We start from the raw sequence: 25,547 nt of genomic DNA, 5'->3' as shown, positions 1-25,547 counted from the left end.
AGGGCCTACTCCCACTCGATGGTGCCCGGCGGCTTCGAGGTCACGTCGACGACGACCCGGTTGACGTCGCGGACCTCGTTGGTGATCCGGGTGGAGATCTTCGCCAGGACGTCGTACGGCAGGCGCGACCAGTCGGCCGTCATGGCGTCCTCGGAGGAGACCGGGCGCAGGACGATCGGGTGACCGTAGGTGCGGCCGTCGCCCTGGACGCCGACGCTGCGGACGTCCGCGAGGAGGACCACCGGGCACTGCCAGATCTCCCGGTCGAGACCGGCGGCCGTCAGCTCCTCGCGGGCGATCGCGTCGGCGTCGCGGAGCAGGTCGAGACGGTCCTTGGTGACCTCGCCGACGATCCGGATACCGAGGCCGGGGCCCGGGAACGGCTGGCGCTGGACGATCTCCTCCGGCAGGCCGAGCTCCTGGCCGACCATGCGGACCTCGTCCTTGAACAGCTTGCGCAGCGGCTCGATCAGCTGGAACTCGAGGTCCTCGGGGAGGCCGCCGACATTGTGGTGCGACTTGATGTTCGCGGTGCCGGTGCCGCCGCCGGACTCGACGACGTCCGGATAGAGCGTGCCCTGGACGAGGAAGGCGACCTCGGGGCCGTCGTCCGCGATGATCTCCGCCTGGGCCTGCTCGAAGACGCGGATGAACTCGCGGCCGATGATCTTCCGCTTCTCCTCGGGGTCCGAGACTCCCTTGAGGGCGGTGAGGAAGCGCTCCTCCGCGTCCACGACCTTCAGCTGGACGCCGGTCGCGGCGACGAAGTCCTTCTCGACCTGCTCGGTCTCGCCCTTGCGCATCAGACCGTGGTCGACGTACACGCAGGTCAGCTGGGAGCCGATGGCCTTCTGCACGAGGGCCGCGGCGACCGCCGAGTCCACGCCGCCGGAGAGGCCGCAGATGGCGCGCTTGTCGCCGACCTGCTCGCGGATGGCGGCGACCTGCTCGTCGATGACGTTGCCGGTGGTCCAGTCCGGGCTCAGGCCCGCGCCCCGGTACAGGAAGTGCTCCAGCACCTGCTGGCCGTGCGTGGAGTGCATCACCTCGGGGTGGTACTGGACGCCGTACAGCTTCTTCTCGTCGTTCTCGAAGGCGGCGACCGGGACGACGTCCGTGGAGGCGCTGACGACGAAGCCCTCGGGGGCGGCGGAGCAGGCGTCGCCGTGCGACATCCACACGGCCTGCTCGTCCGGGGTGCCCTCGAAGAGGGTGGAGGACGAGCGGGAGACGTGCAGGTCGGTGCGGCCGTACTCACGGGCGCCGGTGTTGTCGACCGTGCCGCCGAGGCTCTGCGCCATCAGCTGGAAGCCGTAGCACATGCCGAAGACGGGGACGCCGGCCTCGAAGATCTCTCGGTCGAGACGGGGGGCGCCCTCCTCGTACACGGACGACGGGCCGCCGGAGAGGACGATCGCCGCCGGGTTCTTGGCGAGCATCTCCGCGACCGGCATGGTGCTCGGCACGATCTCGCTGTAGACCCGCGCCTCGCGGACTCGACGGGCGATGAGCTGGGCGTACTGCGCGCCGAAGTCGACGACCAGGACGGTGTCGGGGGCGGCGGCAGTAGGAGTCGCTGATGACACGGGGGCCTTCCGGCGGTGGGGCGGGGTCTCTGTGTAACCCGATTCTACCGAGGTGGGCGCGGGAGCGGACCCGGGCCGGAGGCACCACCGCGTCTCAGGATGCGAACGGCCCCGCGAACCGCCTTTGACCTCACCCGGCGACCCTGCATACTGGCCGCATGCTTTCGCACACGACCTTCCTCTTTACCTATGGCAACCGGCCCACCGGCTGCCATGGTCGTGCTGCTTGAGCAACTGACAAGCGACTTCCCAGGCGCCCCGGGCCGACAAGGCCCGGGGCGCCTGTCGTTCTCCCGGGTCCTGCCGCTCAGGGGCACCCCTACTCACCACAGGAGCCCCCATGACCGCCATCGACGTGACCGGCGCCCGCACCTCCGACGCCCGCACCTCCGACGCCGCCGACGTCATCACCGGCGCCCGTGAGCGCATCGACGCACTGGACGACCGGATCATCGGTCTGATCCAGGAACGGATGGCCGTCTCCGCCGTCATCCAGGAGGCGCGGATCACCTCCGGCGGCCGTCGCGTGAACCTCTCCCGCGAGATGGAGGTCCTCGGCCACTACCGGGACGCCCTGGGCAAGCCCGGCACCTCCCTGGCGATGACGCTGCTCGAACTGTGCCGGGGCCGGGTCTGAGGTCGGGCGCCGGTCCGGCTCCGCTCTCACCCGTACGGGCGCGTGACCGCCTCCCGGACGGCCTCGTTGGTCCCGGTGTCCGTTCCAGCCAGGGGCGGGCCCGGAATAACCACGCGTGGCTCGCTGGAGCGATGAGGCGTACGGATCGTGGCGTGCGCCGTGGGACCTCGCTCCGGACAAGTGACCGGACGGCAGGGGACAGCAGCCCGGTCACCCAAGAGAACGGCCGGCCTCGGGGACGCCCGGGGCCGAGCCGACCGGCGAAAAATGCAAAAATGCACAAGGGCCGGGTCAAACGGTTGCGGGGGCCGCGCTCATCCAGCACGATGCGTAGAAAGCCCCGAACAGGCCCAGGTCCCCCTGTGGCAACCGCCTGACGCGCGTTGCCCGCACTGCCAAAAGTCCAGGCCAGCGGCGCGACCCCCCGGCGCCGCTCCCAGGCACCGGCGCTGCCCTGACGCCGGTGCTGACGATAAAGAAGGGCCTCGCGGCTCCGTCCCGCGAGGCCCTTCGTCATGTCACGCCCGCGGCACTCACTTCATGGCGTTCCGGGCCGCGGGGAAGCCGGCCTCCGCCGTCCGAGGAATCCCGCGGAGCGCGACGCGGGATGTTCCGCCTCCGCCAGGACGTCGGTGATCGGGGTCGAGCAGGAGTGCGGGACCGACGTGGGAGACCTCCGGCCGACAGATGTGTGACGCGGGACACATAAGGATTCTGTGAGCCCGGTACAACTGTTCCCAACCGTCGCCTGTCACACCTACCGACCCAAGGCCCACTCCCACACCCCCATGCGGAAGGCCTCCCCACCGTCTTTCCGAGGTCTTCATGAAGCTTCGCCGCACGCTCGTCACCGTGGCCGCGACGGCCGTCATCGTGCCGCTCGCCCTGCTGTCCGCGCCCGCCGCCTTCGCGGAGGAGAGCGGATCGCCGTCGGCCGGCTCGTCCGCTTCGGACGACACCTCCGCCTCGCCGTCCGGTTCGAGCGACTCGAGCGCGTCCGCCTCCGCCTCGGAGTCCGGCACCTCGTCCCCGTCGGCGTCCGGGTCGCAGAGCGGCAGCGCGTCCAGCTCCCCGTCCGGCAGCTCGTCGCCGTCCGCCTCCGGCTCGGGGAAGGCCTCCGCGAGCCCGTCGGCGAGCGAGGGCGGGTTCGACCCGGACACGGACTGCAAGACCTTCGACCTGGACGAGAAGCTCACGGCCGAGATCAAGGGTCTGCCCAGCAAGATCGTCGCCGGTTCCGGCTGGCACGACTTCACGTACGAGGTCGGGAACGACTCCGACGTGGACTTCAAGAACGTGTACATGGCCGTGTTCCTGGACTACGCCGACGACACGGACGCCTGGCTGTCCGAGGGCCTCGCGGTCGTCCAGGTCAAGGAGGACGGTAAGTGGACCAACGCCTACCAGGACTCCTACGAGGACGAGAACGGCAAGACGGTCAACATCACGGGCTCCTTCCTGGCCCAGCTGGACGAGCTGGAGGCGGACTCCTCCGCCACTCTCGACCTCCGTGTGAAGGTCAAGGCGTCGGCCCCGGCGGGCTCCGCGCTGGCGCTGAGCGACGCCCTGTACGTGGGCGACGACTCCGACTGCCACTTCAACGGTGACTACTACGACGTCGAGATCCTCGCCTCCGGCAACGACGCGGACGGCGTCGACGACGCCAAGCCGAACGGCGACAAGCCCACCGACGGCGCCAAGCCCCAGGGCGGCGCCAAGCCGATCAGCGGCAGCCTGGCCTCGACCGGTTCGAACTCCGCGCTGCCGATGATCGGCCTGGTCGGCGGGGTCGCCGTGGTGGCCGGCGCCGGTGCGGTCTTCACGGCCCGTCGCCGCAAGGCCGGCACGCACGCGTAACGCGTATCGAGACCAGCGAAGGGACCTGCGCTCGGAGGGGGGCGCAGGTCCCTTCGCCTATTGCCCGATCGGCCATCGCCCGGGCGGGACGGCCTGCCCTTGACCCGGGCGGGACGGCCTACGGCCCGGGCGGGACGGCCTGCCGGCCCGTGACTTGGGCGGGACGGCCTGCCGGCCCGTGACTTGGGCGGGACGGCCTGCCGGCCCATGACTTGGGCGGGACGGCCTGCCTATGGCCTGGGCGGGACGGCCGGCATCCCCAGGAACGGCAGGCGCAGCGCGCCGAACGCCTCCGCCGGCACCGCCGGACTGACGGGTTCCACCGGCTTCAGCCGCTCGTAGGCCGCCCCCTGCGCCGGCCGGAGGTCCGTCTCGCCCTTGTTCGGCCAGTACGACATCGCGCGTTCGGCCTGGGCGGTGATGGTGAGCGACGGGTTCACACCCAGGTTCGCCGAGACCGCCGCGCCGTCGACGACGGAGATCCCGGGGTGGCCGTAGAGGCGGTGGTACGGGTCGATGACGCCCGTCTCGCGCGAGTCGCCGATCGGACAGCCGCCGAGGAAGTGCGCGGTGAGCGGGGTGCCCATCAGCTCGCCCACGTTGGAACCGGCGAAGCCGTTGATGTCTGCGGCGATCGCCGAGGCGGCCTCCGAAGCGGCCCTGATCTGCTTGGGGTTGGGGGCGCCGTGCCCCTGCCGTGCCGTCAGCAGGCCCCGGCCCAGGCCCGCCGGCTTCAGATACATCGTCAGCGAGTTGTCCAGGGACTGCATCACCAGGCCGATGATGGTCCGCTCCGACCAGCGGCGGTTGGAGAGCGAGCGCAGGACGAGGAGAGGGTGGCGGGCCGCGTTCGCCAGCCAGCCGGCGACCCGCGACGATCCCTCCGCGTACGGCACCTGCAGGATCGACAGACCGCCCATCGAGTTGGAGCCCTTGCCGTAGCGGACCGGCTCGATGTGGGTGCTGTCGTCCGGGTGGACGGACGAGGTGATGGCGACCCCGCGCGTGAAGTCCACCTTCGCCGCGCCCGTCACCTTGCGATATCGGCGGTCGTCGGTCTGCGCGCCGACCAGCGCCTCCGAGTTGGTGCGGGTCAGCTCACCCAACCGGTCCGAGAGGTAGGGGAGTTGGCGGTTCGCCTTCATCCGGTGCAGCAGCGTCTGGGTGCCGTAGGTGCCTGCGGCGAGAACCACGCGGCGGGCCTTGAAGACCCGGCCCCGCGCCTTGCGGCGGTCGTCGGTGGGGAGGGTGGCGACCGCGTAGCCGCCCTGGGAGTCGTCCGTGACGGACACGACCGTCGTCAGCGGGTGCACGACCGCGCCCGCCTTCTCCGCGAGGTGGAGATAGTTCTCGTTCAGGGTGTTCTTCGCGCCGTGCCGGCAGCCGGTCATGCACTCGCCGCACTCGGTGCAGGCCCTGCGGGCCGGGCCCGCGCCGCCGAAGTAGGGGTCGGCGACCTGCTCCCCCGGCTTCGCCTTCGCCGACCCGTCGCCGTCCTCCCCGTCCCCGAAGAACACACCGACCGGCGCCATGTGGAAGGTGTCGCCGACGCCCATCCGCTCGGCGGCCGCCTTCAGGTGCACGTCGGAGGGGGTCGTCGTCGGGTTGAGCCGTACACCCAGCATGCGCCGCGCCTGGTCGTAGTACGGCTTCAGCTCCTCCTGCCAGTCGGTGATGTCGCGCCACTGGGGGTCGTCGAAGAAGGGCTTCGGCGGTACGTAGAGGGTGTTGGCGTAGTTGAGGGAGCCACCGCCCACGCCCGCGCCGGCCAGCACCATGACGTTGCCCAGGAGATGGATGCGCTGGATGCCGTACATGCCGAGTTTGGGGGCCCAGAGGTAGTTCTTCAGATCCCAGGAGTTCCTGGGCAGCGACTCCCGGGTGAAGCGACGGCCCGCCTCCAGGACGCCCACGCGGTAGCCCTTCTCCGTCAGGCGCAGGGCGGTCACCGAGCCGCCGAAGCCCGAGCCGACGACGAGGACGTCGTAGTCGTAAGCGTCCTGGGACACATGCTCTCCTCGTTGAGAACGGGTGTGGTGGGGTGCGCTCCGGCGCGGGCCGCTCCAGCGCGGGCCGCTCTAGCGGAAGCGGAAGGCCTTCATCAGCTTCAGGCTCCTGCTCATGAACTCCGCGTACTTCTCGTCGTCCATGCCCAGCGCCGGGGCCATCGGCAGCAGGCGCTGCTGGGCGATCGTCTGGGCCTCGGTGTACTTGAGGATTCCCTCGGAGCCGTGGCGGCGGCCGAGACCGGAGTCCTTCATGCCGCCCATCGGGGACTGGACGCTGCCGTAGGCCGAGGCGTAGCCCTCGTTGACGTTCACCGTGCCGGCCCGCACCCGGGAGGCGACCTCCCGGCCGCGGCGGCCGTCCTTCGTCCAGACCGACGAGTTCAGGCCGTACGGCGTGGAGTTGGCGAGTTCGACAGCCTCGTCGTCGGTCTTGAAGCGGTAGATCGAGACGACCGGGCCGAAGGTCTCCTCGGTGCAGACGGACATGGGTTCCGTCACTTCGTCGAGGATCGTCGGCTCGAAGAAGTACGGGCCGACGTCCGGGCGGGCGACGCCGCCCGCGACGACCTTGGCGCCCTTGGCGACGGCCTCCTCCACATGCCGGGTCACGGTCTCCAGCTGGCGCTCGCCCACCAGGGAGCCCATGTCGGCGCCGTAGGCGAGGGAGGTGCCCAGACGCATGGCCCTGGTGCGGGCGGCGAAGCGCTCGAGGAAGGCGTCCGCGATCGACTCGTGGACGTACAGCCGCTCGATGGAGATGCAGAGCTGGCCCGCCGAGGAGAAGCAGGCGCGGACGGCGCCGGCGGCGGCCTTCTCGATGTCCGCGTCCTCGAGCACCAGCATGGCGTTCTTGCCGCCGAGTTCGAGGGAGACGCCGACGAGACGGGCGGCGGCGCCCTGCGCGACCTCACGGCCGGTGCGGGTGGAGCCGGTGAAGGAGACGTAGTCGGCGTGCCGCACGACCTCCGGGCCGATGACGGGACCCTCACCGAGGACGACCTGGAAGACGTCGGCGGGCAGCCCCGCCTCGACCAGCAGGTCACGGGCCCAGAGGGCGGTCAGGCAGGTCTCGGTGTCCGGCTTCATCACCACCGCGTTGCCGGCGACGAACGCGGGCAGCGCGTCGCCGACCGACAGCTCCAGCGGGTAGTTCCACGGGGCGATCTGGCCCACGACACCGCGCGGGTGGCGCAGTTCGGTGACCTTCGTCAGCGTCGGCATGGCGCCGGCGTGCCGCTTGGGGCGGAGGTAGGCGGGGGCCTTGCGGCCGTAGTGCCGGGCGGCGACGGCCACCGCCTGCACCTCCTCGTGGGCGTGCAGACGGGCCTTGCCGGTCTCCAGCTGGATCAGGTCGAGCACCTCGGCCTGGCGCTCCAGCACCAGGTCGTGGAAGCGGAGCAGGACGGCGGCGCGCTCCCGTACGGGCGTCCGCTCCCAGACCGCCTGCGCCTTGCGGGCCGCCTCGAAGGCCTTCAGTACGTCGTCGGGGGTGGACTCGGGCAGGTCGGCCAGCTTCCCGCCGGTGAACGGCGTGTGGTTGGCCGTACGGCCGGAGCCGGTCACGCCCTTGGTGAGCTGGGCGACCAGCTCCGGGGTGACCACGTCTGCGGCGGTACGGACGCCGGTGGGCGCGGGGGCGAGGGGGTTGGTACCGGTCGTGGTCTTCCCACTGATCTCGGTGCCGGTCTTTTCCGGGGCCTGCGAGTCCGTCATGAGGCGCAGGGTATGACGTGGGGAAGACTTTGGGTACCCGCCGGTAATACGGTTTCACCGACCGCACACACGGCGCCAGCGTTCACTGGCAAGAAACCTGCTGATCAGGACGTTGTGCCCGGTCATTTACCGATCTCCAGGCGGTCGCGCGCCTCTTCGAACACCGCCGTGACCTGCTGCTCGTCCGGCGCGTCCGGCGCGTCCGGGAAGGCGGCCTCCTCCGGTCCCTCCTCCCCGGCGGGGACCGGCCCCGGCCGGCCTCCCGCCACCGCCGCCAGTGTCGCGGCGACCTCCGCCGGGCCGGGCCGCCGTACCGGGTCGCGCACCAGAAGCCGTCCGACGAGCGGGCCGAGCGGGCCGGCCCGCCGCGGCTCAGGCGGGTCGGCGGCGACGATCGCGGCGAGCGTGGACTCCACGGTCGTACGGCGGAACGGGGACCGGCCCTCGACGGCCGTGTACAGCAGGACGCCGAGGGACCACAGGTCGCAGGCGGGACCCGCGCCGCGCCCGGACAGCCGCTCGGGGGCGGCGAACTCCAGCGAGCCGGCGGACCCGCCGTCGGCGGTGCGGGATTCCTCGCCCTGGGCAGGGACTATGCCGAAGCCGGTGAGGACGACACGGCCGTGGGGGTGCCCCCGCTCGAGCGATGTCGGGAGCGGGGGAGGCCCGAGCAGGACGTTGGCGGGCTTCAGGTCCCGGTGGACGATCCCGACGGAGTGCGCGGCGCGCAGGGCGCCCAGGACGGCAAGGCCGATCCGGGCGGCCACGGCCGGATCCAGCGGGCCGCGCTCCAGTACTTCGTGCAGCGACTCGCCGCGGACCAGTTCCATGACTATCCAGGGGAGTCCGCCCTCTGCGGCGGCCCCCGGCCCCTCCTCCACCACCACGTCGTGGATGGCGACGGCGGAGGGGTGGTCGACGCGGGCGGCGGCCCGGGCCTCGCGGTGCAGGCGGCGGGCGGCCCTGCGGTGGAAGTCGTCCCGCGGATCACCCGCTGACCGGGGCTGCTTGACGGCGACTTCGCGCCCCGTGAGCTCATCGAGCGCCCGCCAGACGGTGCCCGTCCCGCCGGAGCCGATACGTTCCAGCAGCCGGTAACGCCCGCCCACCGTACGGCTGTCGGCGCCGCCGGGACGCCCGTCGTTGCTCATGCCTCCATGACTACCACGATCACCGGGCCCCTCACCCGCCCAGGGCGAACCGTCCCGCTTCCCGCCGTCGCACCTCCACCGCGCCCGAACCGCCGAAGTACGCGGGGATAACCAACTCCTGCTGATCCGAGACCCGTTCGAGGACACGGGTCCGGCTGGCAGCCGAGTTCGGGACGACACCGGGGCGCCATCACACCCGGACGGTCCGAAACGTGCCGGTCCAGAACCTGCCGGTCCGGAGTTCGTCGGCCCAGAACTCGCCGGTCCAGAACTCGCCGACCGAGAAGTCGTCGGTCTAGAGCTTGTCGATCTTGAGGTTGGCGATCGCGGTGCGGGCCACCTCGCGGCCCCGCTCGGTGAAGTCGCCCTTGCCCGGGTAGCCGATCAAAAACTTGTACATGTCACCGCCGGCGGACTTGTAGTACAGGATCCTGAGCTCGCGCGGGGCGGGTTCCTGGCTGTCGCCGGTGGTGTAGAAGACCGTGTTCCCGGCCGCCTTCCGGCCGTGGAAGGTCTCGTCGCCGTCCGTCCGGGTCTTCGGCCCCTTCGGCATGTCGAGCTCGTAACTGCCGGACTCCTTGAAGTCGCCGTCGTCGGCGTACATCTCGGCGGCCGCGGAGGCCTTGATCTCGTGGTTGGCGTCCGCCGCCCTGCGGTTCACCTCCAGGACGACCGAGATCGCGCCGCTCGGGTCGGTGTAACTGACCCAGAGGCCGTCGGTCTTCTTCTCCGGCTCGCTGCGCACATAGCTCGCGGGCACCGCCAGCGTCGCGGTGACGTCCTGCTCGTGCTTCGTCTTCCAGCCGTCCGGCAGCGGCCCCGCGAACGGGTCGGCGACCACCAGGTACACCGCCACCGCCGCCGCGACGACCGCCGCGCCGAGCCCGGTCCACGCCGTCCGGCCGAACCTTCGCCGCACGCGGGGGACTTCCGGGTGCCGCACGACCTGCGTGGCCTGGGGCTCGGGCGGGTTCGCGGCCGCCTCCAGCAGGACCCGTACCCGCGCTGCGGGCGGGCGGCGCGTCGGGTCCTTCTCCAGCAGGCCGTTGACGGCCTCGGCGAGCGGGCCCTGAGCGGCGGCGGGCGGCGCGGGCACGGCGTTGAGAACGGACTGGAGCGTGGCCGGGGTGTTGCTGCGGCGGAACGGCGAGACGCCCTCCGTCGCCGCGTACAGCACCACGCCCAGGGACCACAGATCGGCGGCCGGGCCGGGACGCTGGCCCAGCACCCGCTCGGGGGCTATGTACTCGGGCGAGCCGACGATGCCACCGGTGTCGGTCAGGTTCGTCTCGCCCTCGATCTGGGCGATGCCGAAGTCGGTGAGCACGATGCGGTCGTGGCGGCCGAGGAGGATGTTGTCCGGCTTCACGTCCCGGTGCAGGATGCCCGCCGCGTGCGCGGCCTCCAGCGCCCCGAGCACTTCCAGGCCGATCCGGGCCGCCTCACGCGCGCTGAGCGTTCCCTCCTGGAGGGTGTCGCCGAGTGAACGCCCGTGGACCAGCTCCATCACGATCCACGGCCGGCCGTCGACGACCGCCACATCGTGCACGTTCACGACGGCCGGATGGTCCAGCCGGGCCGCGGCCCGCGCCTCGCGGCGCATCCGCTCGAACACGTTGGCCTGTTCGCGTTCGGGAAGATGGTCCGGTACCCGGGGTTCCTTGACGGCGACCTCGCGGTCCACCGTCTCGTCCTTGGCCCGCCACACCGTGCCCATGCCGCCGTGCCCGAGCTTGGCGAGCAGCCGGTAGCGTCCCGCGATGAGCCGCCCGACGCCCGGTTCCTGCGTCGGGGCGACCTGGGCGGGCACCGCGCCCTGCTGCGGCCGCGCGGGGTGCGGCGACTGCGGCGGCTGGGGCAGGTGCGGCGGCTGGGGCAGTGATGGCGGCTGCGGCTGTGACAGGTGCGGCGGCTGCGGTGGTTGCAGAACAAAACTCGTCGTCTCGTCGGCCTCGTGGCCGGCGCCCCCGTTGTGGCTCATGGGTCCATGCATATCGCGCCAGGCAGGCCGGTATCCACCGGCAGCGGCCACCGGTCACAGACCCGTGACGCGTGACGTTCCTTATCTCCCGTTTAGGTCGATACGGTGAACGTGTCGACCGCGACGTCGAAGTACTCCCGCGCCTCCCGCACCTTCCCGACCGGCGCCGACACCCACACGTCGTACAGCAGGCCGCCCTCCTCCCAGCACAGGTCGTACGTGTGCCGGGGCCCCTCCGCCGCGCTGAAGCCGTTCCAGGTGAACTCCCAGAGGGCGGCGGGCCCTCCGCCGTGGCTGGTCTCGGTGACCCGGCCGTCGTGATAACCCGGGTTGGTGTCCGAGCCCTGGGCGGCCGCGCGCTTCATCACGGCCGACGGTCCGCCGGACTGCGTGGCGGCGACCTTGATGCCGAGCCGGAAGACCTGCCCCGGGGACAGGTAGAAGACCCGCTCGCCCTGCGGCAGCCGCGTGAAGTCCTCCGGCACGGCGAGCGCGAACCCGGCGGGATCCTCCGCCACCCGGTAACCGGAGGGGGCCGTCGGCGTGCCGGGACGGTCGTCGGAGGCGGGGGACGCCGAGCCGGCCGTAGCGGCAGTGGTGGGCGCGGAGGACCGGGACGAGGTGGCGGAACCGGACGGGGACCGGGCCGCCGAGGACCCCTCGGCCGAGGTCGGCGCGGGGCTGGCCGGGCCGCTCACCGAGGCTCCCGGCGCCGAACTCGTGGGTGTTCGCCCGCCGTCGCCGTCGCCGTTCACCAGCAGCGCCGCCGCCGAGATGCCCGCCCCCGCCATCGCGGCGACCAGCAGCGCGGCCACGAGCACACCCCGCGTGGAGCGCTCCCGGGCCGGCGGCTCCCACCGCGGCTGGGGCAGGTCCGCCTGGGTCGGCGTGTACCCCGACGACACCGGCGGCGGCGTACGCCCGGTGTCCAGGAAGGCGCGCAGCAGCCGTTCCGCCTCAGCGGCACCCAGCCGCCGGTCCGGATCACGCTCCAGCAGTCCCCGCACGACGGGCAGCAGCGGCGCGGCCTGTGCGGGTGTCCTGATCTCGGCGAAGACGACGGCGTGCAGGATCCCGCCCAACGAGTCGCGGCGGAACGGGGACTCACCGCTCAGCGCCGTGCACAGCAGCGCGCCGAGCGACCACAGGTCGGACTCCGCGCCGGTCCGCGCCCCCGACATCCGCTCCGGCGCGGTGTACTCGGGCGAACCGACGAACGACCCCGTCTCGGTGAGCGTCGTGGCGCCCGCGACCTGCGCGATGCCGAAGTCGGTGAGGACGACACGGTCGCTGTCGCGTTCGAGCAGGACGTTGGCGGGCTTGATGTCCCGGTGCAGGACCCCGGCCGCGTGCGCCGCGCGCAGGGCGCCGAGCAGGGCGATACCGATCCTCGCCGCCTCCTCGGGCTCGATCGGCCCCTGTGCGGCGATCCGGTCGGCGAGCGAACCGCCGTCGATCAACTCCATGACGATGTACGGGCGTTCGCCGTCCTCGACGACGTCGTGCACGACGATGATGTGCGGGTGGCTCAGCTGGGCCACCGCCCGGGCCTCGCGCAGGGTCCGGTCGCGGCGCCCGCGCGCCTCCTCGGCGGAGAGCGTGTCGTCCTGGGTCAGCTCCTTGACGGCGACACGGCGTCCCAGCAGCTGGTCGGTGGCGCCCCACACGATCCCCATGCCCCCGCGCCCGAGCCTCGCGTCCAGCCGGTAACGGCCCGCGATGACCCGTGCGCCGTCCCGGCCCCCCTCGGTCCCCATGGGCCCATCATGCCCCACCGGACACCACGCCTCCGGGGCGCCGTCCGGCCAACTAACGGGACCGGCCCGCCACGAGCCGGCCGACGGCACCACATGGCCGGAACCCTACGAAGTCGGCTCGCGCCAGCTCTGCAGTACGGACTTGAACTGCTTGGCCGCCGCGGTCCAGTCCTCGGCGGGCGAGGACATGTAGATCACGTACTCGCTGCCGTCGCGGGCCATGTACGTCTCCTCGATCGCGCGGCGCGGCCCGGGAAAGTCCGAGTCCTTCGCCAACGCGGTCCAGGTGTACTCCCATTCGGAGCCGGCGCGGTCCCGGTAGACGTTCTGCTCCAGGGTGACCCGGTTGTAGTCGACGAGCCGCTGGAGCTGCTGTTCGAGGTCGACCTGATGCGCGTACGGGTCACTGAAGTCGGGGGACCTGTCGAGGGCGATACGGACGAAGTGCTTGCCGCCGTCGGGTGTGTAGTCGATCTGCTTGAGGTCGCCGTCGTCCTGGTACACGTTGCGCTCCCACCCCTCGGGCAGGGAGAGCCCGAAGCCCAGCGGATCGTCGACCGGCTGCCAGGAGTTCGGTACGGCCCCTTCTTGGGCGGGGGTGTCCGTCCCGGCGGGGGTGCTCTGGCTCGACGAGACGGACGGCGATGCGGACCCGCCGTTCCCCTGCCGCCCCTCGTCCCACTTCTGCCACGCCACCGCCGTACCCCCGCCTACCAGGGCGGCGAGGACGACCACGAGCGCGAGCAGACGCCGACGGCGCGGCCGGCCCGGCCGGATGGCCGGGCCCGGGCCCGGATTCGTCGGCCCCACGGCGGTCGGCTCGGTCACGGGATGGCCGGGTACGGGCGTCGGCGCGGCCGGTGCCACCGGTACGTACGAGGTGGGAGGGGACAGGGGGTGTGCCGCGGGGTGGTGATCCCCGGTGGCCCGGTCGGGCCCACCGAACTGCGTCGGCACATACGCCTGTGCCCCGTTGGGGCGTCGTCCGTCGGCCGCCTCGGCGAGGAGCTGCTCGGCCTCGGCGGTGTCGGGGCGGGCGGCCGGGTCCTTGCGCAGCAGGGCGGTGATGACCGGACCGAGCGGGCCCGCGTAACGGGGATCGGCGGCCTCCTCCTCGACCACGGCCTGAAGAGTGGTCAGCGGCGAGGTGCGGCGGAACGGCGACCGTCCCTCGACCGCCGTGTACAGCGTCGCGCCCAGTGCCCACAGGTCGGAGGACGGGCCGGGGTCGTGGCCGCGCACGCGCTCGGGCGCCAGGTAGTCCACCGAGCCGACGACTTCCCCGGTCCGCGTGATGGTGCTGTCACCCTCGATCTGGGCGATGCCGAAGTCGGTGAGGAGGACGCGGCCGTCGTCGGAGAGAAGCACGTTGCCGGGCTTGACGTCACGGTGCAGGACCCCGGCGGAGTGCGCCGCACGCAGGGCACGCAGCACCCACAGCCCGATCCGGGCCGCCTCGGCGGGCTCCACCCGCCCGTCCTCCTTGACGGCGTCGGCCAGCGAGCGGCCCTCGACCAGCTCCATCACGATCCACGGGCGGCCGTCGTGCTCCAGCACGTCGTGCACGGTGACCACGGCCGAGTGGTTGATCCGCGCGGCTGCCCGGGCCTCCGCCCTGGTCCGCGCCAGCAGGACGGCCTGGTCGCTCTCCGCGACATAGAGCGCGGCCGTCAACTCCTTGATGGCGACTGCCCGGTGGAGCAGCTCGTCGTGCGCACGCCACACCCGGCCCATGCCGCCGCTCCCGATGGCGTCGGCGAGCCGGTAGCGACCCGCCAGGAGCAGGCCCTGCATCTGATTCACGTTGCCCCGCAATGCTCTTGACAGGGTCAGCGTAAAGACCGGGCCGCTTCCGGGGAACCAGCGGGGTCCCATGGAGACAGCACTGTGACGGTTGTCGCTTCCACGGCCGGAGCGGAACCGGACGGGAACCGGTTGCGGCGGGTTGGGGCCAGGCGGACGCTCAGCCGGTGTACTGGTAAGTCGCCGACGCCTGCTCGAACAGCCGGGTGACCTCGTCCCGCTCGGCCTCCGGCCCCCTGACCTGCACGATGTGGTACCGCCCCGAGATGAGGATCGCGACGTTGCGGACGTACAGCTCCTGTCCGCCGCCGTCGGTCCAGGTGAACTGCCCCTCGGCCATGGTCCGCGAACCCACCGTCGTCGTGCGCAGCCCGGAGGCCGTCGCCCAGCTGGAGTCACGGTACGGCTGGAGCTCGCTCTCCTTCTCCCGCTGATAGGCCATCGGGTCGCTGCCGTTCGACGACGCGCTGTCGCGTCCGGGTACGACGATCAGCTCGAAGTCACCGTGCGCGTACACGACCTGGCCACGCCCGTTCTTCGGCGAGCGGTCCCAGCCGTTGGCCACGGCGACCTTGAAGCCGGCCTCGTCCGCGCGGACGGTGAACCCGTCGGCGACGCCCGTCCCGGACCCGCCGGTCTGCGTCTGGGTGGCCTCCGCCGCCGAGGACGCCGTGGCCGCGGAGGAACCGGTGCCCGGCGAGGTCTGGTCGGGCCGGGGCGCGCTGCTCGCGTCGGGTGCCTGGCCGTCCGGCACCCCGGTGGCCCCGGTCCGCCGGGAACCGTCCGTACCGGCCGCGTCCTCCTCGCCCGACTTCGGCATGAACATCAGGGCGTACGCGATCGCCGCGGCCAGCACGAGCAGGATCAGCACCAGCAGGGTGCGGCCCAGGCTGCGGGGCGAACGGTCCGTCTCCGGCCGGCCGCGCTTGTGCCGCCCGTGTGTCGCGGGCAGACCGGCGCGCCGTCTGCGCACCAGTTCGCCCCTGCGGCGCACGATCGGCAGCCGGCGCGGATCGGTCGGCGGCGCGGCGACGACATACGTCCCCGCCTCCGGCTCCGGCGCGGACCGCACCAGTGAGCGCAGCCAGCCCCGCAGCTCCTCGAAGTCGAGTCGCTCCGTCGGGTCCTGGCGCAGCAGCGACTCGACGACCGGCCTGAGCGGACCGCACTCCTCGGCGAAGGCGGGCGGCTCGGCGCACACCAGCTGCACCAGCTCGGCCGTCGACTCCTCCGGGTAGGGCGCGTGCCCCTGTACGGCCCGGAACAGCAGCGCGCCCAGCGCCCACAGGTCGGTCGCGGGGCCGATCGGCGCGGCCAACTGCCAGTTCTCGTGCACCGGTCCGGCCTGCTCGGGCGCCCACCGTTCGGTGACCGGCCCGACCACGGCCATCCGCGCCTGCCGCGCCCGCTCGGCGGCCAACGCGGTGGCGGGCCCACGCCGGACGGCACTCCCCGACACCCCGTCCGCCGACTCGCCCCAACGCTGCCCCTGACCCTGACCCTGGACGGGGATCTGTGCGCCGGGGGCGGGTGTGAGCGAAGCGTGCGGCGCCGGAGCGGAAGCCTGCGGTGAGCCGACGGAACCGGGGCCGATGCTGTGGACGTGAGCGGACGACCCCTGTCCGTACCCGGCCGGGCCGGACATGGGCGCGCCGGGCAGGGGCGCACCCGAGACGCCATAGGGGTCGGCGATCTGCCCGGGAGGGTTGCCTCCCCCGGTCCCGTGGCCGCCGTCGGCCGGATTCCGGGCGCCCGGCAGCGCCGCGCGTCCGTTCTGCTGCGCCTCCTGGGCCTCCTGCACCCGGGCCGCCGCCCGCGCTCCCGCACGGTACGCGGCGATCGCCCCGGCACGGGCGGCGCGGATGTCTCCGCCGGTGTCCATGGGCGCCCTGCGGGCCACCGTCCCGCCCCCGCCGGACGGTTCACCCGACGGGACCGGCAGCGCACCGGACCCCCGCGCCTCTATTGCGGCCCGCCGAGCCGCCTCCGGATCGACCGCACCGCCACCGAGCCCGTCCCCACCGGAACCGAGCCCGTCCCCACCGGAACCGATCCCGACAGAACCACCAAATCCACCAAAGCCCTCGATCCCACCGGAACCACCGGAACCACCAGGCCCGCCAACACCCTGTGGCGCACCGAATCCTGCGGAACCGCCACCACCGGGACCAACCGGGCCCCCAGAGACACCGGGGCCGGGGCCGCTGGAACTTTCCGGGCCGCCGAGAGCCCCCGGGCCGTCCGGTTGAAGGGGGCCGGTGGAACCCCGAGGCGAGTCCGTCACACCCCGCGTGCCCGCCGCCGGGTCCTCGGTCGGCACCGGGTCGTACCCGCACAGCGCCTCTTCCGCCGCGCCGACCGCCAGGCCGGTCAGCATGACCCGCCCGTCGTCGCAGACGAGGACCGTGCGCGCGGTGATGTTCCGGTGCACCCAGCCGTGGGCGTGCAGCACCCGCAGTGCCATGAGCACGTCGGAGGCGACCTCGGCCGCCCGGTACGGCGTCAGGGGCTTCTCGGCGAGCAGTGCCGCCAGCGGCCGTGCGGCCACCAGCTCACTCACTATCCACAGCGAACCGCTCTCCGCGAACACGTCGAAGACCTGGTCGAGCCGCGGGTGGTCGGGAATGCTCGCCGTGGCCTGCGCCGCCTCCATCGCACGCCGCACGACGGGGTCGGCGGGCCGTCGGGTCCCCTCACCCGCGCCGACGCCTCGCGTCCTCGGCCGCCGCGCCCCGCTTTCCCGCGCCTGGAACCCCTCGGGCAGCCCTTCGGCGTCGAGCACCTCCGCCTCGACGACCTCGGGCAACGGGACCTGGCGGACCAGTACTTCCTGTCCGCTGTAGGTGTCGAAGGCCCGCGTCTCGGTGAGTTCGTACTCGTCGGAGGGCGGCAACGGCAGGCGGTAGCGGTCGACGAGCACCCGACCCGCATAGTCGTCCACGTTGCCTCCCCCGGCCGCCCGGTCGGTCAATCCCGTTCGTGTTGCGAGCCGTTACAGCCGTATCCAGCCGTATAGCTGGATGCGTACGGTCCGCAAGCACTCACGATACGTGCCGGAGGCAACCTGCAAAGAGGGGATGCCCAGATCTCACGCCCCGACAACGGTTGCCCGGGGTTGCAAGGTGTCTGCCACTCGGCGGCTGTCACTTCTTCGGCGTGAAGGAGTCCGCGAGCGCCGTCCAGGTGGTCCGCCGCAGTTCGGTGCCCCACGCGGCGGACTTCGCCGTGTACATCAGCGCGTACCCCTGACTGTCGTTCACGACGAATCCGCGGTCGATGGTGCGGTACGCCGTCCCGCCGTCCGTGTAGGTGAACTCCCAGTCGGCCGTGTTCCAGCCGCGGTAGTCCACCTGGTCTATCCGGATCTTCTTGTACTGCGAGCGCTTCATGCCGCGCTCCTGGTTCTTCCAGTCGGCGACGGGGTCGTCCTTGGGCGTGGTCGTCCAGGCGACGAGCAGCTTCTGGCCGTCCGGGCCGGTGAAGCGGTCCCCCGCGGAGTCCGAGGACTTGAACTTCCACCCCGCGGGCAGCCTGATCGAGTACCCCTGCCCGCCCTTGTGCGTCGTCGTCGCCCCGGTGCCCCCGGACCCGGTGCCCCCGGCCGTGGAGGTGTCGCCCGTCGCGGAACCGGTCGGCGCGCCGGACTGTGAGGACGACCCGTCCGTACGGGTCCCGCTGCCCTCGTCCTCCTTGGTGTCGGCGCTCGTGCTCCCGCCGGCCACCGCCCGGGAACCAGCGCCGCCCGGCGAGCCGTTGGCGGTGTCGTCGTCACCGCCGAGCGTGATGGCAAGCACGGTGCCGAGCACCGCGAGCACCACGACCACGGCGATGATCACCAGCGTGCGCTTGGGCACCACGTCGGTCAGCGGCGCCCGGGGCACGGGCCGCGGCGGCAGATCGGGCGGCGTCATCACGGGCCACCCGGAGCTGCGCCCGGCACCCCCGCCATTGACCCCAGACCCGGACCCGGACCCGACACCAGCACCAGCACCAGCACCAGCACCAGCACCAGCACCCGTGCCGGAACCCGCGCCTGAACCTGTCCATGCGCCGGACCCGGCACCCGAACCGGAACCGGAGCGGGCCGCCGGAACGGACGCGGCGGACGACGCCCCGCCGGACCCCGGCCCGGACGCCGGCCTCGGCGCCGAGGCCGGAGCCGACGCCGGTGCCGATCCCGTGGCGGGCCGGGAGGCCGGGGCCACGGGCGCGGCGGCGGACGAGGCGGTGGCCCCGGTTCCCCGAGCCGCCCCACCCTCCTGCGCCCCGCTCTTCTGCGCCTCGGTCGCGCTCACGGAACCGGAAGCGCTCGTCCCGTTCGACGACTTGGCGCGGGCCGCGGCCGCCGAGGTCGCGGCGCCCGCCGCGACGGCGGCCTTCCGCACCGACCGGAACGCGCCGCGCAGCTTCTCGCCCGCCTCCGCACCCGCCGAACTCCCCTTGCCGTTCGAGGCGTCCGGCAGCGCGGGCAGCGGCACGACCTTCGTCGCGTCCGCCGCCTCGGCGTGCCGCGGCTCGGGCGCGTGGAGCACCGCGTTGAGCATGGCCCGCGCACCGGCGTCGTCGAGCCGCCGTGCGGGATCCTTGGTGAGCAGGCCGTAGATGACGTCCGTCAGCGGACCCGCGTTCTTCGGCTCCTCCAACTGCTCGGTCATCACCGCGGTGAGCGTGGCGATCGCCGAACCCTTGTCGTACGGGGGTGAACCCTCGACCGACGCGTACAGCAGACCGCCGAGCGACCACAGGTCGGCCGCCGGTCCCGGCTTGTGACCGCGGGCCCGCTCCGGGGAGATGTACGAGGGCGCGCCGACGAGCATGCCGGTGGAGGTGATCGACGGGTCGCCCTCGACCTGGGCGATGCCGAAGTCGGTCAGCACGACCCGGCCGTCCTCGGCGATCAGCACGTTCGACGGTTTCACGTCACGGTGCAGGATGCCCTCGCGGTGCGCCGAACGCAGCACGTCGAGGATGGCCAGCCCGACCTCCGCCGCACGCTTCGGTTCCAGCACGCCGTCCTCACGGATGACCTCGGCGAGCGACTTGCCCTCGACGAGTTCCATCACGATCCACGGCCGGTCGTCCTCCTCGACCACGTCGAAGACCGTCACCGCGCTGTTGTTGCGGATCCGCGCGATGGCCTTGGCCTCGCGCAGCGTCCGCGTGATCAGCCGGCGCTTCTCGTCCTCGTCGATGTTCCCCGGGAACCGCAGCTCCTTGACGGCGACCGTGCGTCCGAGGGTCTCGTCCTCGGCGCGCCACACCGTCCCCATGCCGCCGCGGCCGAGTACATCTCCCAGCCGGTACCGCCCGGCGAGGAGACGTGCGCTCTTGTCCTGACGGGATGCTCCCGCCCGCTCCGCCTCCGACATGCGTCCCCTCATGCAACCCGCCCTGACAGAGCCTTCATTGTCCCTCACCCGACAAGTGCCCGACGCCCAGGGTGCCCCTCATCCCCTCGCGACCGTACTCAGGAGCGGAGCATTCCGGCCAGAAGGTGCAGCACGCTCCGGCCAGGGAGCCCCACGAGCCCCCTCCGAGGAGCGGGTACCGGGTGAGGTGGGACGTGACCGTCCCTGGATGATGAGCGAGCCGGGGAAGAGCGAATGCTGGAGGAGCCGTGTTCGCGCCACTTCGGAGCATGGCGGCCGCGCCCGCGGCCCTCGCGCTCCTCGGCCTGTTCACGGCCGGTCCGCAGGCGACCCCCGTGCCGCACACGGACCGCCTCCTCGCGCTGCTCCTCAGCCGGGGCAGGGCGCCCGCCGCCGCCCTGCTGGCCCATGAGGAGAGCGGCACCCGCTACGCGGAGGCGGGCCCGGGCATCTCCCGGTCCGACCACTTCCGGGCCGGCAGCATCACGAAGACCTTCCTCGCGACCGTCGTGCTGCAACTGGCCGACGAGCACCGGCTGTCGCTGTCCGACACGGTGGAGTCGCACCTGCCGGGTCTGGTGCGCGGGGCGGGCAACGACGGGCGCGCGCTGACCCTGCGTTCCCTGCTCACTCACACCAGCGGCCTGTACGACTTCACCCAGGACACCGAGGGCGCCGTACCTCTCACTCCGCTTCAAGCCGTCCGAATCGCTGTCACCCACCCTCCGGCCGACCGCGGCCGCTTCGCCTACTCCAACACCAACTACGTCCTGCTCGGCCTGGTCGTCGAGCAGGTCACCGGCCGCTCGTACGCCATGGAGGCCGAGCGGAGGATCATCGCTCCCCTGCGTCTGACGGGCACCTCCTTCCCCGGCTCCCGCACCTCTCTGCCCTCCCCGCACGGCCGCGCCTTCGACTCGGACGGGACCGACGTCACCGAACTCGACCCGCGGGTGGCCGGGGCCGCGGGCGAGCTGGTGACCACGCTCGCCGACCTGGACCGCTTCTACGCGGCACTGCTCGGCGGCGAACTGCTGCCCCCACGCCGGCTGCGCGAGATGCTCGACACCCGTACCGCACACGGCTCGTACGGCATGGGCCTGTTCCCCGCGAGACTCCCGTGCGGCGTCACGGTGTGGGGACACAACGGCCGGATCTCCGGCAGCTACGTGCGCACCGCGGCCACCGTCGACGGTCGGCGTGTCCTCACGTTTCGCGTGAACACGACGGCGATCGCAGACCCCGGCCTCGAACCGGCCTTGCTCGCCGCCGAGTTCTGCCCTCGCATTCCGTAGAACGAGCCGGTTCCGAACGAAGATCCCGACTCACGACACCCGTTCGAGTGAAACAGCCGGGCGAGAGCCTGTTCCGGCCCACGCGAGCCGGGCTCCGGGCCGCCAGGTCCGGCCCGGAGCCACAAAGGCTGGGCCCTGAGGTCCGGCCCGGAGCCGCGAGGTCCGGAGCCCGGCCGAGGGCAAGCAAACCGTGTACGGGCCACCCAGGCCGATCCGGGACAGCCGGATCCGGCCCGGGGACAATCCGGAGACCGGTCACGGGCGCGAGGGCAGCGGAGCCGGTCTGGGGGGCGAGGGCAGCGGGAGCCGGTCCGGGGGGCAAGGGCAGCGGGAGCCGGCCCCAGGGTGAGCCAGAACCGGCCCGGGACGAGCCCGAACCGGCCCGAGGCATCCCGGGACCCGCCCGCGGCACCCCGGGACCCGGCGCCCGACCACCGGGCGGGTGGGTTCAGACGGGTGCGATGTCGGGGGCTCCCAGTCGGGCCGCGTCCGCCGTCAGGTCGTCGGGCTGGCGCTGGGACTCCCGCTCGGCCTCGACCCGCTTCTCGTAGTGCTGGACCTCGCGCTCGATGCGGTCCTTGTCCCACCCGAGGACCGGCGCCATCAGCTCGGCGGCCTCGCGGGCGCTGCGCGTGCCGCGGTCGAAGGTCTCGATGGAGATGCGGGTACGGCGCGTCAGGACATCGTCCAGGTGCCGTGCCCCCTCGTGGGAGGCGGCATAGACGATCTCGGCGCGCAGATAGTCGTCGGCGAACTGGAGCGGCTCGCCCAGCGCCGGGTCCGCGACGATGAGATCCAGCACCTCCTCCGCCATCGCCCCGAAGCGGTTCAGCAGATGCTCCACCCGCACCACGTGCAGGCCGGTCCGAGCGGCGATCCGCGCCCGTGCGTTCCACAGCGCCCGGTAACCCTCCGCGCCCATCAGCGGCACGTCCTCCGTGACGCAGTCGGCGACCCGCTGGTCGAGGCCGCGCACCGCCTCGTCGACCGCGTCCTTCGCCATCACCCGGTACGTCGTGTACTTGCCGCCCGCGACCACCACCAGCCCCGGCACCGGATGCGCGACGGTGTGTTCCCGCGACAGCTTGCTGGTGGCGTCGGACTCGCCGGCCAGCAGCGGCCGCAGCCCGGCGTAGACACCCTCGACGTCGTCGCGGGTCAGCGGCACCCTCAGCACCGAGTTCACGTGCTCCAGCAGATAGTCGATGTCCGCGCTGGAGGCGGCCGGATGGGCCTTGTCGAGGTCCCAGTCGGTGTCGGTGGTGCCGACGATCCAGTGCCGGCCCCAGGGGATGACGAACAGCACGGACTTCTCGGTGCGCAGGATCAGCCCGGTGGTGGAACTGATCCGGTCCCTCGGCACGACGAGGTGGATGCCCTTGGACGCGCGGACGTGGAACTGCCCGCGCTCGCCCACCATCGCCTGGGTGTCGTCGGTCCACACACCGGTGGCGTTGACGACCTGCCGGGCGCGGATCTCGTACTCCCCGCCCCCCTCGACGTCCTGCACCCGCGCGCCCACGACGCGTTCGCCCTCGCGCAGGAAACCGGTCACCCGCGCGCGGTTGGCCGCCTTCGCGCCGTAGGCCGCGGCCGTGCGCACCAGGGTGGCGACGAAGCGGGCGTCGTCCATCTGGGCGTCGTAGTACTGCAACGCGCCGACCAGTGCGTCCTTCTTCAAGGCGGGCGCGACGCGCAGGGCGTGCCCCCGGGTCAGATGGCGGTGCATCGGCAGGCCACGGCCGTGCCCGCGGGCCATGGACATCGCGTCGTAGAGCGCGACGCCGGAACCGGCGTACAGGCGTTCCCAGCCCTTGTGCTGGAGCGGATACAGGAAGGGCACCGGCTTCACCAGATGCGGAGCGAGCCGCTCCAGCAGCAGCCCGCGCTCCTTCAGCGCTTCCCGCACGAGTGCGAAGTCGAGCATCTCCAGGTAGCGCAGTCCACCGTGGATCAACTTGCTGGACCTGCTCGAGGTGCCCGAAGCCCAGTCGCGTGCCTCGACCAGCCCCGTGGAAAGGCCGCGCGTCACGGCGTCCAGGGCGGTGCCCGCGCCGACCACACCGGCTCCCACCACCAGCACGTCCAGTTCACGCTCGGCCATGGCTGCCAGTGACTCGGCTCGCTGCGCCGGCCCCAGTGTCGCTGTCCTCACCGCTGCCTCCCGCTGTAGATCGCGCCGGCCGCACCCTCAGGGCGAGATCCGGTTCGTATCCCCCATGCCCAAATTCTGACCGCGTTGCCCGACTTCAGCCACCACTCGCCCCCAGCCTGTGGACAACTCTCACGGAACCTGAACCGGCCTTCCGGACAACACGGCCGGTCCCGGCCGATCAGGACACCGCCCGAGCTGCTCGATCGACACAGCCGACCAACACAGTCGATCAATCCCGCATAACGGTCATATTTACTCCTAGTCTGACATTGCGCTCGTCCACTCTGTCCACAGGGCTTGCGCACCTGTCCCACCTCGGTTACTGGGAAGGACGGCATACGCCATGCCCGCAGATCTCGCCGTCATCGGACTCGGCCCGCTCGGCCTGCCCGTGGCCCAGGCCGCCGTGGCCGCCGGCATCCCCACCATCGGCTACCGCACCGGCCCCGAGGCCGGCTCCCTCAGCCCCGCCGAACTGCGCAGGATGCTCTCGGGAGGCTTCCGGCCCGCCACCAACCCCGCCGAACTGGGCCGGGTGCGCACCGCCGTGATCTGCGCCCCGACCCCGCGTGACACGGACGGCGGACTCGACCTGAGCCAGGTGGAGGCGGCCGCCCGCACTCTCGCCGGACACCTGCGCCCGCACACCACCGTGATCCTCGAGTCGCCCGTGTACCCCGGGGCCACGGAGGAATTCCTGCGGCCGCTCCTGGAGGAGATGTCCGGCCTTCGCGCGGGCCGCGACTTCCACCTCGCCTACTCCCCCAGCCGGGTCGACCCCGGCAGCCGCACCTTCACCCCGGCCAACACTCCGAAGGTCATCGGCGGCCTCACCCCCGCGTGCACCGAGTCCGCCGCCGCGTTCTACGGCCGTCTCACCGACAAGGTGGTACGCGCGCGTGGCCTGCGGGAGGCCGAGACCGTGCAGCTCCTGGAGACCAACTTCCGGCACGTCAACATCGCCCTCGTCAACGAGATGGCCGTCCTCTGCCACGACCTGGGCGTCGACCTGTGGGACGTCGTCCGCTGCGCGGAGACCAAGCCCTTCGGCTTCGAGGCCTTCCGCCCCGGTCCCGGTGTCGGCGGCCACTCCGTCCCCCTGGACAGCACCGGCCACCCCGGCAGTCCGCTGCGCATGGTCGAGCTGGCCCAGCAGGTCAACAACCGCATGCCCCGCTACGTCGTCCAGCGCGCCGCCGCCCTCCTCAACGAGCACGGCAAGTCGGCGCGGGGCGCGCGCGTGCTGCTGCTCGGCGTCACCTACAAGCCCGACCTCGCCGACCAGCAGAACACCCCCGCGCGCGAGATCGCGGTCCGCCTGATGGAGCTCGGCGCCGCCGTCAGCTACAACGACCCGCACGTCCCGTCCTGGAGCGTCCTGGACCGCCCGGTGCCGCGCGCCGACTCCCTCTACGAGGCCGCCGCCGAGGCCGACCTGACGATCCTCCTCCAGCAGCACCGGACGTACGACCTCCAGGGGCTGTCGGTGAAGGCACAGCTGCTGCTGGACACGCGGGGGGCCACCCCTACGGGGGCGGCGCACCGGTTGTGAGCCCGGGGCGCACACGGCCGCCCCGTGCTCCGGGGGCTGGTGGCGTACGGCACGGCCCGCCGGTAACGTACGAAACAGGTGGAGCCCACCGCAGCGGTCACTGCGGCAGGCTCCAGGATGGATCACGGAGTGTCCGCCCCTAGTGTGTGTGGGGGCGGCCGCTCATCGTCCGCAACAGGTGGAGCCCACCGCAGCCGATACTGCGGCAGGCTCCAGGATGGATCACGGAGTGTCCGCCCCTAGTCGGTATGGGGGCGGCCGCTCACCATCCGAAAAGACGCAAGATCCACCTCCTCCGGCACTGCACCGTCCGAAGACGGCATCGGTCCCAGCGGGTGGGCTTGCGGTGACGGCCCATGGGCGCCCCCTTCCACGACGCCGCCCATGACCCGGTGAACGGCACGTTCAGGAACTCGGGCCGGGCCCCGAGGGCCGGGGTCCGGACCCATGTCCTTGGAAGGGGGCACCCCACACAACTGGGGCGCCGATCCGGACGCTACCGCCCGCGACCCCCCTGACCAGCCCACTTCCCTCCCGAACGCAACCGAGCGCCCCCACCCCACGCCACACGCCCCGGTCCCCGCGGGCATACGAAAGGGGCCCGCCCCCACCCCCCAGCGCGCGGTGCCCCCCCCCCCCCAGGCCCCCCCCCAGCAGAACCACCCCCGGCGCGTAAAAAAAA

13 protein-coding genes and 1 pseudogene are annotated in these 25,547 nt (G+C 72.3%); 4 read left to right on the top strand and 10 right to left on the bottom strand.

Annotation, left to right across the window (positions count from 1 at the left end; genetic code table 11):
• Positions 1–5: 5 nt before the first annotated feature.
• Entirely contained in the window at positions 6–1,586 is a 1,581-nt protein-coding gene (gene guaA, locus ACFWBB_RS28910) for a glutamine-hydrolyzing GMP synthase (protein ID WP_385278168.1), read from the bottom strand.
• A 340-nt stretch (positions 1,587–1,926) separates the two neighbouring features.
• Between guaA and ACFWBB_RS28905 the strand changes: the two genes are divergently transcribed.
• Together ACFWBB_RS28905 and ACFWBB_RS28900 are read left to right on the top strand one after the other, a co-directional pair.
• Positions 1,927–2,223 carry a chorismate mutase gene (locus ACFWBB_RS28905; protein WP_385278166.1) on the top strand — a complete coding sequence of 99 codons (297 nt, stop codon included), beginning with the start codon at positions 1,927–1,929 and terminating at the stop codon, positions 2,221–2,223.
• A gap of 825 nt (positions 2,224–3,048) precedes the next feature.
• Entirely contained in the window at positions 3,049–4,080 is a 1,032-nt protein-coding gene (locus tag ACFWBB_RS28900) for an LPXTG cell wall anchor domain-containing protein (RefSeq protein WP_385278164.1), read from the top strand.
• 230 nt (positions 4,081–4,310) lie between these two features.
• Here the strand turns inward: ACFWBB_RS28900 and ACFWBB_RS28895 are convergent, their stop codons facing one another.
• The 8 genes and pseudogenes from ACFWBB_RS28895 to ACFWBB_RS28860 form a co-directional block, all read right to left on the bottom strand.
• Positions 4,311–6,089 (bottom strand): GMC family oxidoreductase N-terminal domain-containing protein, encoded by a 1,779-nt coding sequence (locus ACFWBB_RS28895; RefSeq protein WP_385278162.1) that lies wholly within the window; start codon positions 6,087–6,089, stop codon positions 4,311–4,313.
• 69 nt (positions 6,090–6,158) lie between these two features.
• Complete coding sequence (locus ACFWBB_RS28890) at positions 6,159–7,802, bottom strand: succinic semialdehyde dehydrogenase (RefSeq protein ID WP_385278160.1); 1,644 nt, start codon at positions 7,800–7,802, stop codon at positions 6,159–6,161.
• A 209-nt stretch (positions 7,803–8,011) separates the two neighbouring features.
• Positions 8,012–8,953 (bottom strand): annotated as a pseudogene (locus ACFWBB_RS28885) (serine/threonine-protein kinase); the annotation flags it as partial.
• 295 nt (positions 8,954–9,248) lie between these two features.
• Positions 9,249–10,934 (bottom strand): serine/threonine-protein kinase, encoded by a 1,686-nt coding sequence (locus ACFWBB_RS28880; RefSeq protein WP_385278158.1) that lies wholly within the window; start codon positions 10,932–10,934, stop codon positions 9,249–9,251.
• A gap of 92 nt (positions 10,935–11,026) precedes the next feature.
• Entirely contained in the window at positions 11,027–12,691 is a 1,665-nt protein-coding gene (locus tag ACFWBB_RS28875) for a protein kinase (RefSeq protein ID WP_385278156.1), read from the bottom strand.
• A 105-nt stretch (positions 12,692–12,796) separates the two neighbouring features.
• Positions 12,797–14,485: a serine/threonine-protein kinase gene (locus tag ACFWBB_RS28870; RefSeq protein ID WP_385278154.1), complete on the bottom strand. Its 1,689-nt coding sequence runs from the start codon at positions 14,483–14,485 to the stop codon at positions 12,797–12,799.
• 169 nt (positions 14,486–14,654) lie between these two features.
• On the bottom strand, positions 14,655–17,435 hold the full coding sequence (locus tag ACFWBB_RS28865; RefSeq protein WP_385278152.1) for a protein kinase: 2,781 nt from the start codon (positions 17,433–17,435) through the stop codon (positions 14,655–14,657).
• Between the two features lie 202 nt (positions 17,436–17,637).
• A complete protein-coding gene (locus tag ACFWBB_RS28860) occupies positions 17,638–19,863 on the bottom strand; it encodes a serine/threonine-protein kinase (protein ID WP_385278220.1) in 2,226 nt (741 codons plus the stop codon).
• Between the two features lie 269 nt (positions 19,864–20,132).
• Here ACFWBB_RS28860 and ACFWBB_RS28855 point away from each other — a divergent pair, with 269 nt between their 5' ends.
• On the top strand, positions 20,133–21,158 hold the full coding sequence (locus ACFWBB_RS28855) for a serine hydrolase domain-containing protein (RefSeq protein ID WP_385278150.1): 1,026 nt from the start codon (positions 20,133–20,135) through the stop codon (positions 21,156–21,158).
• A gap of 448 nt (positions 21,159–21,606) precedes the next feature.
• Here the strand turns inward: ACFWBB_RS28855 and ACFWBB_RS28850 are convergent, their stop codons facing one another.
• Positions 21,607–23,313 (bottom strand): glycerol-3-phosphate dehydrogenase/oxidase, encoded by a 1,707-nt coding sequence (locus ACFWBB_RS28850; protein WP_385278148.1) that lies wholly within the window; start codon positions 23,311–23,313, stop codon positions 21,607–21,609.
• A gap of 343 nt (positions 23,314–23,656) precedes the next feature.
• Here ACFWBB_RS28850 and ACFWBB_RS28845 point away from each other — a divergent pair, with 343 nt between their 5' ends.
• Positions 23,657–24,865: a nucleotide sugar dehydrogenase gene (locus ACFWBB_RS28845; RefSeq protein WP_385278146.1), complete on the top strand. Its 1,209-nt coding sequence runs from the start codon at positions 23,657–23,659 to the stop codon at positions 24,863–24,865.
• Positions 24,866–25,547 lie beyond the last annotated feature (682 nt).

The sequence above is a fragment of the Streptomyces sp. NPDC060000 genome, from assembly GCF_042737375.1.
In the GTDB taxonomy this organism is placed as follows: Bacteria; Actinomycetota; Actinomycetes; order Streptomycetales; family Streptomycetaceae; genus Streptomyces.
Note: the sequence above shows the minus strand (reverse complement) of the source record. Positions and strands in the feature narration are given on the sequence as shown.